The 13,817-nt window shown below is 32.9% G+C and carries 14 protein-coding genes; 9 read left to right on the top strand and 5 right to left on the bottom strand.

Going from position 1 to position 13,817, the window contains the following annotated elements:
* Position 1 precedes the first annotated feature (1 nt).
* Positions 2-724, top strand: a complete 723-nt coding sequence (locus IMCC3317_RS11945; protein WP_160129724.1) for a LytR/AlgR family response regulator transcription factor — start codon at positions 2-4, stop codon at positions 722-724.
* Between the two features lie 51 nt (positions 725-775).
* Here IMCC3317_RS11945 and IMCC3317_RS11940 read toward each other — a convergent pair whose 3' ends face one another.
* The 4 genes from IMCC3317_RS11940 to IMCC3317_RS11925 all read right to left on the bottom strand — a co-directional run bounded on the left by IMCC3317_RS11940 (position 776) and on the right by IMCC3317_RS11925 (position 3,462).
* Positions 776-988 (bottom strand): hypothetical protein, encoded by a 213-nt coding sequence (locus IMCC3317_RS11940; RefSeq protein WP_160129723.1) that lies wholly within the window; start codon positions 986-988, stop codon positions 776-778.
* Positions 989-1,091: 103 nt separating this feature from the next.
* The gene (gene rluF, locus IMCC3317_RS11935) at positions 1,092-1,832 is read right to left on the bottom strand and encodes a 23S rRNA pseudouridine(2604) synthase RluF (protein WP_160129722.1); all 741 of its coding nucleotides are present in this window, start codon (positions 1,830-1,832) and stop codon (positions 1,092-1,094) included.
* 57 nt (positions 1,833-1,889) lie between these two features.
* Entirely contained in the window at positions 1,890-2,528 is a 639-nt protein-coding gene (locus IMCC3317_RS11930) for a GH25 family lysozyme (RefSeq protein ID WP_160129721.1), read from the bottom strand.
* Between the two features lie 76 nt (positions 2,529-2,604).
* Entirely contained in the window at positions 2,605-3,462 is an 858-nt protein-coding gene (locus tag IMCC3317_RS11925; RefSeq protein ID WP_228054786.1) for a hypothetical protein, read from the bottom strand.
* Between the two features lie 267 nt (positions 3,463-3,729).
* On the opposite strand from IMCC3317_RS11925, the gene IMCC3317_RS11920 reads away from it, so the two are divergent.
* From IMCC3317_RS11920 to IMCC3317_RS11895, 6 genes are all read left to right on the top strand, one after another.
* Positions 3,730-4,941: a BaiN/RdsA family NAD(P)/FAD-dependent oxidoreductase gene (locus IMCC3317_RS11920; protein ID WP_160129720.1), complete on the top strand. Its 1,212-nt coding sequence runs from the start codon at positions 3,730-3,732 to the stop codon at positions 4,939-4,941.
* A gap of 355 nt (positions 4,942-5,296) precedes the next feature.
* Positions 5,297-6,379: a diphosphomevalonate/mevalonate 3,5-bisphosphate decarboxylase family protein gene (locus tag IMCC3317_RS11915; RefSeq protein ID WP_160129719.1), complete on the top strand. Its 1,083-nt coding sequence runs from the start codon at positions 5,297-5,299 to the stop codon at positions 6,377-6,379.
* A gap of 47 nt (positions 6,380-6,426) precedes the next feature.
* Complete coding sequence (locus tag IMCC3317_RS11910; protein ID WP_160129718.1) at positions 6,427-7,356, top strand: mevalonate kinase family protein; 930 nt, start codon at positions 6,427-6,429, stop codon at positions 7,354-7,356.
* Positions 7,357-7,369: 13 nt separating this feature from the next.
* Positions 7,370-8,284, top strand: a complete 915-nt coding sequence (locus IMCC3317_RS11905; RefSeq protein WP_160129717.1) for a geranylgeranylglycerol-phosphate geranylgeranyltransferase — start codon at positions 7,370-7,372, stop codon at positions 8,282-8,284.
* A gap of 91 nt (positions 8,285-8,375) precedes the next feature.
* A complete protein-coding gene (locus tag IMCC3317_RS11900) occupies positions 8,376-9,332 on the top strand; it encodes a carbon-nitrogen hydrolase family protein (RefSeq protein WP_160129716.1) in 957 nt (318 codons plus the stop codon).
* Positions 9,333-9,609: 277 nt separating this feature from the next.
* Positions 9,610-10,596, top strand: a complete 987-nt coding sequence (locus tag IMCC3317_RS11895; RefSeq protein WP_160129715.1) for a pseudouridine synthase — start codon at positions 9,610-9,612, stop codon at positions 10,594-10,596.
* A 219-nt stretch (positions 10,597-10,815) separates the two neighbouring features.
* Here the strand turns inward: IMCC3317_RS11895 and IMCC3317_RS11890 are convergent, their stop codons facing one another.
* Positions 10,816-11,274: a hypothetical protein gene (locus IMCC3317_RS11890; RefSeq protein ID WP_160129714.1), complete on the bottom strand. Its 459-nt coding sequence runs from the start codon at positions 11,272-11,274 to the stop codon at positions 10,816-10,818.
* 385 nt (positions 11,275-11,659) lie between these two features.
* Between IMCC3317_RS11890 and IMCC3317_RS11885 the strand changes: the two genes are divergently transcribed.
* Both IMCC3317_RS11885 and IMCC3317_RS11880 read left to right on the top strand, forming a co-directional pair.
* Positions 11,660-11,824, top strand: coding sequence for a hypothetical protein (locus tag IMCC3317_RS11885; protein WP_160129713.1), 165 nt, complete (start codon positions 11,660-11,662; stop codon positions 11,822-11,824).
* Between the two features lie 151 nt (positions 11,825-11,975).
* Positions 11,976-13,811 (top strand): ATP-binding protein, encoded by a 1,836-nt coding sequence (locus IMCC3317_RS11880; protein WP_160129712.1) that lies wholly within the window; start codon positions 11,976-11,978, stop codon positions 13,809-13,811.
* Positions 13,812-13,817: the final 6 nt, after the last annotated feature.

Below are 13,817 nucleotides of genomic sequence, written 5' to 3'. Positions count from 1 at the left end.
TATGGAAAATATCACAGCAATTATTGTAGAAGATTCTCGCTTAGCGCGGAATGAACTCAAAGAACTTCTAAAAAAACATCCGCAAATTGCATTAGTTGGCGAAGCTGAAAATGTAGACAAAGCGTACGAACTCATCAACGAAACGCAACCAAAAGTATTATTTTTGGACATTAATATGCCTGAAAAAAATGGGTTTGAATTACTGGAAATGTTAGACAATGTTCCGCTCACTATTTTCACAACGGCGTATGACGAATATGCTATAAAATCGTTTGAATACAATGCGTTTGATTACTTGCTAAAACCCATCAATCAAGATCGATTTTCTAAAACAATAGAAAAAGTCATCTCAACCATAGAAAAAGAAACAACCGACGAAAAACCATTTGAATTACACCGACAAATATTTATCAAAGAAGGTGAAAACTGTTGGCTGATTCAAATTTCAGAAATTGCAATATTTGAAATAGTTGGGAACTACACGCGTGTGTATTTTGAAAGCAACAAACCATTAATCTACAAATCGCTCAACCAAATAGAAGCAAAATTGCCAGCAGCAACTTTTTTCAGAGCAAACCGTCAACAAATCATCAATCTTACGCATGTTGATAAAGTAATTCCGTGGTTTAATGGAAAATTAAAAGTAACGATAAAAAACTCCGATCAAGAAATAGAAATCTCTCGAAGACAATCATATAAATTCAAAGAAATTCTTGGTTTTTAAACAAAAAAAAGCCTAACAAACGTCAGGCTTCTCCATTTTTTTACATATAAATTATGCTACTGGTTCATCAGATCCTACTGGAGATGCTTGGCACCAAAATGAATCAGGGCATGCGCCTAAAGATTCGCAATCTTTTGCTAATGTGTTGTCTGGACAATCTTTAACATCTGCTGTTTTATTAGCGCGACCACCAATTACAGTAAATTTTAAGTTAGAAATTGATCTTTTGTTAAGGCTTAATGTTTTGAAATTTCTTTTTTTCATGATTCTAAGTTTTGTGATTATACCTATCAGTTCACATGAAGAGATTTTGTTACCCGAAATTTTTATTTTTTTCAAAATTAATTACAAAAAGATGTAATCAAAATTATGTTTTATCAAGATGCGTTTTAGAAGAATCGTCGGTAGAATCATGAATTCCTTGTAATTCCTCTTCGGTTAAATGTCGCCATTCTCCAACAGGAACATCCAACGAAATATGCATAATACGCGTACGTTTTAATTTTACAACATTATAATCCAAATACTCGCACATTCTACGTATTTGACGATTTAGGCCTTGAGTCAACACAATAGAAAACGTAAAGCTTGTCAGTTTTTCCACTTTACATTGTCGCGTAAGCGTTCCTAAAATTGGAATTCCGTCGCCCATTTTCTGGATAAAATCATCTGTAAGCGCACGATTCACTCGTACTTCATATTCTTTCTCATGATTATTTCGCGCACGCAGAATTTTATTCACGATATCGCCATCACTTGTTAAGAAAATCAAACCTTCACTTGGTTTATCTAAACGTCCGATAGGAAAAATACGTGTTGGATAATTAATATAATCAATAATATTATCTTTCTCCACTTTAGCATCTGTCGTACACACAATCCCAACGGGTTTATTAAACGCTAAATACACAGGTTTCTCTTTTGGCTCAGAAATCAACTTTCCGTCAACATGAACTTCATCGTCAGGCGCAATTTTAGTTCCCATTTCTGGCACAACGCCGTTAATAGTAACGCGTCGTTGTTCAATAAGTTTATCGGCAGCTCTGCGCGAACAGTAGCCAGCTTCACTTAAAAATTTGTTGATTCTTGTTAATTGTGGTTCACTCATTTAAAATCCTTTCAGTCTGCAAAGCTAACGAAAATAAATAGCTTGTATTTGATATACTTAGCTTGAACTCGAACTTTGACTAATAAATTGTTTCAAAGCATTCAAATCTCCATTAAAATAATCTTCATCAACGGTGGTTCCATTAATAGTTCCGCTAAAACTATATTGCCACATTATCCAATCAGTCCATGTACTAGGCATTTTTGGAGATGAAGCAGTCGTAGGATTTGAAACCCAAAGCGGATATTTGGAAAACCTAGAGTCATTTAAATAACTATCGCCTGTATTTTGATTCGTATAAATAACAGGAATGCGATTGTATTTTTGTTGTATAATATTCAAGAACGATAATAAATCTTCGATAATTTGGCTATGATTTTCGGTTTTTATACTTCCGCCTTCAAAATCGACAATTGGTGGTAAAGCATCGGAAGGAAAATCAGCACCTACAACTGAGAAAAAGTTGTTTGCTTGTAACTGTGGCGCATCATTCGTATAATAAAAATGATACGTGCCTCTTATAAATCCTTTTTCAGGAATTGTTTTCCAGTTAGTTGCAAAATCAGGATCTTGAATTGTAATTCCGCCAGAAGCTTTGCAAATTACAAAAGATAAATCGGTGTTGCTTGTATCAATAGAATCGATTAAATTCCCTTGATTAAACGAAATGTCAATTCCTTTTAGTTGTGTAGACATAATGATAGGTTTGGTTAATAAATCTTATAGATTAACCAAGTTACAGAAAAATAACACAAAAAATAAAAATCAGTTATTAATCAAGTGTAAATACGTATAAATTTCGCCCTTTTCCACGCGATCTTTCATCAGTAATATAAACCGTATTATTGTCTTTAAAGCAAATACCTTCTTTTTGTGACTTGTGATCTAAATCGAATTTAGTCATTTTTCCACCTAAAAAATCATCATCTTTAAAGTTGGTAAACTGCAAAATGGTTTCATGAGATAACAAAACTACTTTCTTTCCATTTGGACTAATTGCCGCAGAAGTTATAGCACAATCAAAATCTTCACAAGAATTAAAAGTGCTGATAAACTCAGCTTCATGTTTTCCTGATTTTGCAGGAATCTTATACAAATTAGTGCGTCCGTAGTCTTTTTTTACACGACTTTTTGTGAATAAATATAAATATCCATTCAGATGAAAAAATGATTCTACATCAAAATATCTATCTTTCTTTTTTGGTGGAAATTTCTTTTGATTCGGAAATGAAAACTCAATTGTAGACGGAAGAATATTTTTCCCGTGATTCAAATCGTTTGCTGCCAAGATATAAATTTTTAAATCTTTTCTTCGGTTATTATTATTTCCAAAATCGCCAATATATACGTTTCCAGCTTTATCTTTCGTTAAATCTTCCCAATCTTCATTCTTTCCTTCAATTTGAAGTGTTTTCTCAATCTTTCCTGTTGCGTTCACGACATACATTCTAGGATGATTTCCGCCATCATTTACCATCCAGAACTTATCAGAATTAGGAATAGTTTCAACTCCAGAAACTTCTTGTAAATCACTTGGTAAATTTCCAACAAGTTTCAATTGACCATAATTAACGGTACAATTCGTAAAAAGTAGAATAATAGTTAAGCGTTTGAAAAATGTTAATAGCATAAATTGTTTTTTTGTAAAAATAAGAATTTCAGTACGGAACATAAAATTTTGCGCGTCAATTAAGAAGAGTTTAAGACTTTTGTTAAATTTTGAATTGTAAATGTTGAATGTTAAATTAAAAAGTATTTCTTTTGAATAACGAACAAAAAGTTAAAAGTGATGAGTTAAAAGTCAGAAATCACGGAAAACAAATCAACAAATCAACGAATCAACAAATCAACAAAAAAACAAAGGAGCGAAGCGACCTAATACCTAACACCTAAAAAAATGCAAACCATAGACATTCTCATAATTGGCGGCGGCGCAGCAGGATTTTTCACAGCAATAAATGTTGCCGAAAAGCATCCTGAAAAATCTGTTGTAATTTTAGAAAGAGGAAAAGATTTTCTAACGAAAGTTCGAGTTTCTGGCGGCGGAAGATGTAATGTAACACATGCATGTTTTGATCCGAAAGATTTAGTAAAATACTATCCAAGAGGCGAAAAAGAAATGTTAGGACCTTTTCATCAATTCTGTTGTGGCGACACAATGGCTTGGTTTGAAGAACGTGGCGTAGAACTCAAAATAGAAGACGATGGCAGAATATTTCCTGTGTCAAACTCTTCACAAACGATAATTGATTGTTTTCTGAGTGAAGCAAAAAAATATAAAGTTGATTTCAGAACAAATCATGCAGTAAAAAACATTTCCAAAGTTGACGAATTGTGGCAGATAGAAACAAGTCAAGGAATGCTGGAAGCCGAAAATGTGGTGTTAACGACAGGAAGCAATCCTAAAATGTGGAAAATGCTTGAAACACTCGGACATTCCATTGTTCCTGCGGTTCCGTCATTATTTACGTTCAATATAAAAGATGCCAGAATTAAAGATTTACTCGGAATTGCAACGCAAGCAAGTGTAAAAGTTGTGGATACAAAACTGGAATCAAACGGTCCATTACTCATCACACATTGGGGAATGAGCGGACCCGGAATTTTAAAACTTTCCGCTTGGGGCGCACGAATATTGGCAGATAAAAACTATAACTTTCAAATAAAAGTCAATTGGTTAGATGATGTTGATAAAGCAGCTTGTTTAGAAAACATCAAAGACTTCAAAATAGAATTAGCTAAAAAAACGGTTCAAAAAAACAATCCATTTGAATTGCCAAAACGTTTGTGGCACCGAATTATAAACGCTGCTGGAATTAAAGATGATACGCGTTGGGCAGATTTAAATAAGCAACAAACCGAACAATTGGCGAGTCAACTCACAGAAGCTATTTTCAATGTGAACGGAAAAAGCACCTTTAAAGAAGAATTTGTCACTGCTGGCGGAATCGATCTGAAAGAAGTTAATTTCAAAACCTTTGAAAGTCGCAAGCAAACAAATCTATACTTTGCAGGCGAAATTCTAAATATTGATGCCATTACTGGCGGGTTTAACTTTCAAAATGCTTGGACGGGAAGTTATATTATTGCAAATCGGATTTTTGATTAGATTTTTGGTATCGCTATCGCTCTTAGAATATTGGACACGCTTTGCTTTGGTATTTTAGTATGTGAATTAATTACACATTGGATAAACTTATAGACCTTTCAACTTTTAAACTAAAATTTTACTATTAGATTATTTCGTCAAGCTGAACTTGATTCAGCTTCACATGAACTAACAAAATACTTCTCGATACAATTTTCTTCGTTTCACTATGAAAATTACTCGAAGTGACGTAGCGTATTGTTTGATGCTAAGAGCTAAAGGCAAGAAGCTAAAAGCCATAATTTTTTAATCTTTCCAATCCTTGAATCCTTCAATTTTCAAAAATCGTATCTTTGCCTAAATTTTAAAATCGTACATGGAAATAGCAACATTTCTACCAAAAAAATATACCGAAAGTATTGACAATGGAAGCGTCACTTGGAAATCGCCAAGTAATATTGCACTCATTAAATATTGGGGAAAAAAAGAAGATCAAATTCCGCAAAATCCTTCGATCAGTTTTACACTTGATGCGTGTGCAACAGTCACAACGTTAACCTATAAAAAACGTGAAGGAAACCAAGATGATTTTTCTTTTGAGTTATTTTTTGAAGGAAAACAAAAGGACGATTTCAAACCAAAAATCAATACCTTTTTAGAACGAATTTTAAAATATCTACCATTTTTAAAAAACTATCATTTTACGATTGAAACTTCAAATTCGTTTCCACACAGTAGCGGAATTGCCTCTTCAGCATCTGGAATGAGCGCGTTGGCGTTGTGTTTTATGAGTTTGGAAAAAGAGTTGAATCCAACAATGACAGAAGAAGATTTTAACAAAAAAACATCATTTTTAGCACGTTTAGGTTCAGGAAGCGCAAGTAGAAGCATAGAAGGCGATTTAATCGTTTGGGGAAAACATGAAGATACAATTGGAAGTAACGACTTATTCGCAATCAAATATCCATATAAAGTACACGAAATTTTCAAGAACTTTCACGATACAATTTTATTGGTTGATAAAGGCGAAAAGCAAGTCAGCAGTACAGTTGGACACAATTTAATGCACAATCATCCGTTTTCACAACAACGTTTCGCGCAAGCGCATGAAAATTTGACAAAAATGCAATCGGTTTTAGCTGATGGAGATTTGGATCAATTTATCGCAATCGTAGAAAGCGAAGCATTAACGCTTCATGCAATGATGATGACGTCGATGCCATATTTCATTTTGATGAAGCCAAATACGTTGGAAATCATCAATCGTATTTGGAAATTTAGACAAGAATCTGGAACGCATATTTGCTTTACTTTAGATGCTGGTGCGAATGTTCATGTGTTATATCCTGAAAATGAAAAAGATAAAGTATATCCATTCATTCAACAAGAATTGGTGAAATTTTGCCAAAATGGACACCACATTTGCGACAGAATAGGTTTTGGAGCGAAAAAAGCTTAATTTTACATCTATTAAAAGCCTCAAATCAAGTCAAATACTAATAATAAATGAAAGGACCTCTTTTCTATTCTAAAATTTTACTCTTTGGAGAATACGGAATCATCAAAGATTCAAAAGGATTATCAATTCCTTATAATTTCTATAAAGGCGCATTAAAAATTGACGAAAATCTTTCTGCGGAAGCAAAAAAATCCAACGAAAGTTTACAAAAGTTTGCAAACCATTTAGAAGCGTTAGATGCCGAACTTGTTACGTTTGACATTGAAGTGCTAAAAAGTAATTTAGAAAAAGGAATGTACTTTGATTCTTCAATTCCGCAAGGATATGGAGTCGGAAGTTCTGGCGCGTTAGTGGCTTCTTTTTATGATAAATATGCACATGATAAAATCACGGTTTTAGAAAACTTAACGCGAGAAAAGTTACTAAAACTCAAAGTGATTTTTGGTGAAATGGAATCGTTTTTCCACGGAAAAAGTTCTGGATTAGATCCACTAAATAGTTACTTAAGTTTACCAATCTTAATCAATTCCAAAGACAACATTGAGCCAACAGGAATTCCTTCGCAAAACGAAGCAGGAACTGGAGCTGTATTTTTATTAGATAGTGGAATTACAGGCGAAACTGCGCCAATGGTAAACATTTTCATGGAAAGCATGAAGCAAGAAGGTTTCCGTAAAATGCTAAAAGATCAATTCATAAAACATACAGATTCGTGTGTGGAAGATTTCTTAAAAGGCGATATAAAATCGTTATTTGGAAACTTAAAATCATTATCAAAAGTAGTTTTCAACAACTTTAAACCAATGATTCCACAACAATTTCATTCACTTTGGAAACAAGGAATTGACACCAACGATTACTACTTAAAACTTTGTGGTTCTGGCGGTGGCGGATACATTTTAGGATTCACACAAAATATTCAAAAAACAAAAGAAACATTAAAAGATTACAAACTGGAAGTAGTCTATAACTTCTAAAGTTTAGCTACCAATGTTATCTAGAAAACGCAAGCTTTTTTACTACAAACTCTTCAGCTTGTTTTCCGTTGTAAGAGGTTATAATATTCTCATCATCGTAATAGCACAATATTTGGCAGCTAGGTATATTTTAGCACCAAAAATAGGCTTTACACAGATTGTCCTTGACAGAAATTTATTAGCTTTAATTTTAGCTTCCGCAGTTGCGATTGCCGCAGGATATATTATCAATAATTTTTACGATGCCGAAAAAGATTTAATCAACAGACCTAGGAAATCGATGTTGGATCGTTTGGTAAGTCAACGCACAAAAATTGCAGCGTATTTCACCTTGAATTTTATTTCGGTAGCCATTGCCAGTTTTGTATCAATTAATGCAATTGTATTCTTTTCGGCATACATTTTCGGGATTTGGTTTTATTCCCACAAAATGAAAAAGATTCCGCTTTTAGGAAATCTTACTTCAGCCATGTTGGCAATTACACCTTTCTTTGCGGTTTTTATTTATTACAGAAATTTAAGCAGCGTCATTTTTGTACACGCGGCTTTTCTATTTCTATTAATTCTAATTCGTGAATTCATCAAAGATTTAGAAAACATCAAAGGCGATTTAGCACAAGATTACAAAACAATTCCAATCATTTACGGCGAAAAAGTGTCCAAAGGATTCATTACTTCGTTTACTACAATTGCAATTTTGGTCACGATTTTTCTAATTTCTCAATACGATACAGGCTATATGCGTTTTTACTTTTATGGAAGTATTTTGCTGTTAATATATTCAATAATAGTTCTTTACAGAGCGTCATCAAAATCACAATACCTTTTATTACACAACATTTTAAAATTCATCATTGTTGCAGGTGTTTTCAGTATTCCTCTGTTAAATATAGATGTGATTCTGGATAAAATTACGAATGTTTTGTGATAAAATCTTGAGAATGATTCAAAATTGTTAAAGCGAATTTGAAGTGCGTTTTTCTTCTTGAAAATTGGTAATTTGTAACAAATCTAAAGGTATGTCATCTTCAAATGAATTAAAAGTCGCGTTGGCGCAAATTGCTCCTGTTTGGTTAGATAAATCGAAAACATTAGAAAAAATAAAAAAGCAAATTCTCGACGCAAGTCAAGAAAATTGTGAACTCATTGTTTTTGGAGAAGCGTTATTACCAGGATATCCTTTTTGGGTTTCTCATACAAATGGTGCTGAATTTAATTCTACCACACAAAAAGAAATTCATGCACATTATGTCAAAAATTCAGTTCAAGTTGAAAAAGGCGATTTAGATGAAATTTGTAACTTAGCAAAACAACATTCTATTGCTATTTATTTAGGATTGATGGAACGCGCAGCAGATAGAGGCGGACACAGTATTTATTGCTCGTTGGCGTATATAAATCAAGAAGGAAGCATTGAATCGATGCACAGAAAACTGATGCCAACATATGAAGAACGCTTAACGTGGGCAAGTGGCGACGGAAATGGTTTACGTGTGCATTCATTGAAAGATTTTACCCTTGGCGGATTGAATTGTTGGGAAAATTGGATGCCGTTACCAAGAGCCGCTTTGTATGGAATGGGCGAAAATTTACACATTGCAGTTTGGCCTGGAAGCGAAGTAAATACCAAAGACATTACCCGATTTATTGCGCGCGAATCACGTTCGTATGTGATTTCAGTTTCTAGTTTGATGCACAAAAAAGACATTCCAGACACTATTCCACATTTGGAAGAAATTTTAAATACTATTCCAGACGAAATGGCAAATGGCGGATCGTGTATTGCGAGTCCAGATGGCGAATGGTTAGTAGCACCAGTTTTACATAAAGAAGGCTTGATAATTGCAACGTTAGATTTTAATCGTGTGTTGGAAGAACGCCAAAATTTTGACGCTGTCGGACATTATTCGCGTCCAGATGTGACACAGTTAACCGTGAATAGAGAACGCCAAAGCACTATTAAGATTAGAGAATAGGTTAGTGAAACTCAATTTTGAGAAGTCAGAAAGACGCACCGCAAATTGTAAGTTGAACTAATCTCGCTGAATAGCGTGATCTTGTACCTTTTCTACTTCAACTTGGTATTTTTAGATATTCTATAAAAACACAAATTTAATATGAGTTCAAAGATTGTATGTGTTTTATTTTGAACGAACTAACTAATTTTATAACATAAAAACGAATAATTCATTCTAGATTCGTTTATCATAAATTAAAAAGTATCTTTGCAAAAATTTTATAGCATAATTTAAAATGGCAAGAGAGCGACAAGGTAAAAGTAGAGTCAAACCGAGCGGGAAGAATACTGGAGGAAAAAAGCCTTTTGATAAGAAGAAATCTTTTGATGGAAAGAAATCTTTTGATCCAAAAAAAGCTACAGATGGGAAGAAAACTTTTCAAGGAAAAAAATCTAACGATAAGAATAAATCTTCCGAAGAAAGAGAAGCTGTTGAAGGAAAGAAACCTTTTGACGGGAAAAAGCCAATTTACAGAAAGAGAGCAGCGACAAAACCTAAATCTCCAAGCAATCCGAATGAGATTCGCTTGAATAAATATATTGCAAATTCGGGAATTTGTTCACGACGTGAAGCAGATATGCATATTTCCATTGGAAGTGTTACTGTAAACGGTAAAGTGGTCACAGAAATGGGCTACAAGGTATTGTTGAACGATGAAGTTCGATTTGATGGAAGAGTTATTTCACCTGAAAAAATAGAATATATTTTATTGAATAAGCCAAAAGGGTTTTTGGTAACTACAAAAGACGAAAAAGATCGTAAAACGGTGATGGATTTAGTGGCAATGGCTACAAAATCGAGAATTGTTCCTGTTGGACGATTGGAGCGACAAACTACAGGATTGTTATTGTTTACCAATGATGGAGAATTGGCAAGAAGATTAACAGATCCGCATGAGAGAGTTCGAAAAATCTATCATGTAGAATTGGATAAAAACTTGACTCAGACTGACTTCAACAAAATAAAAGATGGTGTCAACATCCGAGGAGAAGTACATAAAGTAGATGAGATTTCTTGGATTCAAGGAGCTACAAAACGTGAAGTAGGCATTAAATTGAGTTCAGGAAGTAATGGTTTGGTAAAAGCAATCTTTGAGTATTTATCGTATACTGTTGCTCGTTTAGATCGTGTAGTTTTTGCGGGATTGACGAAGAAAGATTTACCGCGAAGTAATTGGCGACATTTGACAGCTCAAGAAATTGTCAATTTGAAAAATTCATAAAAATAAAGCCTCTCAATTTTGGGAGGTTTTTTTTTTGCTTTAATTTGAATCACAACTATATTCCCAAGCCATATTCGGCGTAATTTTCTTTAATATTTCTATCACTTTTGTATGCAAGGAAAATTGGTGAAGAACTCTAATTCTTCACTTCCATACTTTTCTACACTCAATATAACTTCTACATAATAGTTATAATTCCAAACCGTTCGGTGTTGGTTATTAATCATTTACAATCTGAAAAACATCAATAAAAATAACGAGTAAAAAAATCAGCGTAACTTTATTTTTGTTGATGATAATCTTTAATTTTTCTCCCATTGATGGTTCTTTCTTAACTCTAAAATCTTCCTTTATTTTATCTGTAACAAACACTTTTTCAACGGTTTTTATATCAGCTTCTTGACGATTGTTTTTGAGAATGAATTCGGCATAATTCTCATAGCCAAGATAACAACAAAGGCAGTTTGCTACCGAACTTTTGAGTTCTATCAGTTCATCTTTAACTGCAATATTGTATTTATTTCGTAAGCTTTTTTCATGATACTGAAAACGGCATTCTTCCATCATATAATCTGAAATTTGTTTCGAAAGCCCAGTGACAGACATGTTGACTCCAGTTGCTTCTTTTACTTCTCTTCTCGCTTTTTTAAAAGCATTTAATACTAAATCTTTATGCATTACTTATAGTTTTAGGTTTCTCTTCTCATTGCCAAAACACCAATAGAATTTTATATAAAAACAGGGAAATTTTATGGAAATAACTTTCCTAAATCCTTCCTTAAACTTTCCGTTCATTCCCGTGATTCTTCCCTTAATTTGCTTCAGAAACATTTCATAACTGAGGCTTAAATCAATTTGATCTCTGCATTTAAACTTGGTTGATTCTTGAGATAAGAAGCAATAGGATGGCTTTTTTGGAAGTAGTCAAACTACCTGCAATTATCTCACACTTCCTGAAAACACTAGAAAACGGCGCCTTTTCTATTTCACTGTGTTGCTGCAATAAACACCTGAGTATTTCTCGGACAGCAACACCTATGTCCAATTTTAAATTCTAAACAAAATGAAAAAATTTATCTTAATAATACTTACGGTTTTCCTCAATGGGGCAATATTTTCTTGTACACCGAACTCAATAGCAGAAGAAGAAATACAATTTGAACAGCTAGCAACTGAAGGCGATGATGGAGAAGTTGTGCCTGATGTAGTACTACCTACTGGAGATTAATCTTTAATTATAATCATATTTTTACTATTTTAGGAGGATGAAACTACTACCAGTGACATCCTTCTTTTTGTTTACGATACTTTTATTAGTACTAAGTGCTTGTGAATCTGTTGTAAAACATAAGGAAATAAGGAATCCAGAAATTACTAATTTGAAAAATAAGATAGCTGATCTAAGAAATAGAGGTGTCTATGACAGCGCAATAGTATGTCAAGGTAAAGCACTGGAAATAGCAGTTCGATTGAAAGACTCTTCTTATGTACAATATGGATATTTTATGCAATATCAAAACTATAAAAAAGTAGGGAATAAAGATTTTACAGCTAAGTATCTTCAAAAATGGTATGATATGTCAGAAATGAGGAATGATACACTTTGGATGGCTTCTGCAAAACAAATTCAGGGAACCATTCTCTACAATAACGAAGAATATGAGGAAGCTTTTGAGAAATACTCGACATCAAAAAAATTATATTTAGAAATTAATGATACCATAAATGCAGGAAAGCTTTTATTGAATATAGCTAATCTTCAAAAAAAGATAGGGAATTTAGGTGCTAGTCAATTGTCAGCTTTAGACGGATTACAATATTTAGAATCTACTAATAATTTGAAGTCTTTGAGTGGACTTTATTATGCATTAGCTGTTGCTTCTAAAGAAACAGGAAGATTAAAAATTGCTGAACAGCGTTTAAATCAAGCATTGGCAATGGCAAAAGATTCAGCATCTAGAAGCAAGATTGGAATACTCAATATCAGAAAATTTAAGAATACGAAAGCAAACATTTTTAAAGAGTTAGAGCAATATGATAAGGCTATTATTATTTATGAAGAGCTATTAGTTGATGAAAAAAATGATACGCTAGAAACTAAACGTGTCAACGCTAATTTAGCCCACACACTATTTCTTAAAAATGGTTTTAATAAAAAATCGGATTCATTGTTGCAAAATGCACTTTCTTATTTTTTTTCGATAAAAAAAACATCTGCATTATTTTCTGTACAACTCAAGTTGGCTCAACTTTATAGTGAAATTAACGAAAGTAAATCATTGAAATATGCTATTGAAGCTTTAAAAAATGCAAAAAAGACAGGAAACCCAACATCTGTTTTTGAAGCATTAGAAGTGAAAATTCATATAAAACATGAAGATGGAGATTTCACTAATTATGTAAAAATCAGAAAGCAGATAGAAGTAAACAAAGAAAATTTGAGTTATTTATATGCGAATGAACGATTTGATTTAGATACCTCTGAAAAGAAAAGAATAGCTTCTGATAAAGCTAAAATTATTTCTGATAAAAATGCAGCTCAGGCTCGCAACCAAAATTTAATTTTACTACTCATACTACTAATTTTATTAGTCGTTACTTTCTTCATCTACCAAAAAATAAAACGTCGTCACAAAGTTGAAAAAATAAAAACGGCACAAGCTACCGAAGTCCGAATTGCTACAAAAGTACACGACGAACTCGCCAATGATATTCATAATTTGATGTCAAGATTGGAAACTTCAGATCCAGATAAAGATAATGTTTTAGATAAATTAGACATTATTTATAACAATGCAAGAGATATTTCAAAGCAAAATAGCAGTGTGGAAACAGGCAAAAATTTCCCTGAAGAATTGAGTAATTTGTTCAGAAGTTATCAATCTGAAGAAGTAAATGTAATATTAAAAAAGTATGATATTGATATTTGGAAAGGAATTTCTTCTCATATAAAAATAACAATTTATAGAGTTTTGCAAGAACTATTAACCAATACAAAAAAACACAGCAATGCCGCATTGGTAATGGTTTCCGTTGAAAAAAAGAACAAAGAGTTATTCATTCAATATACAGATAATGGGAAAGGCTTTGACGAAGAAATTTCAAAAAATGGTTTACAAAATGCGGAAAACCGTATTCATGCAATTAAAGGAAAACTTACTTTTGATACAGAACTTCACAATGGGTGTAAGTTTAATATTAATGTTCCAGTATGATATATA

The organism is Kordia antarctica (assembly GCF_009901525.1).
Lineage (GTDB): Bacteria > Bacteroidota > Bacteroidia > Flavobacteriales > Flavobacteriaceae > Kordia > Kordia antarctica.
This window is presented reverse-complemented; position numbering and strand designations above follow the sequence as displayed.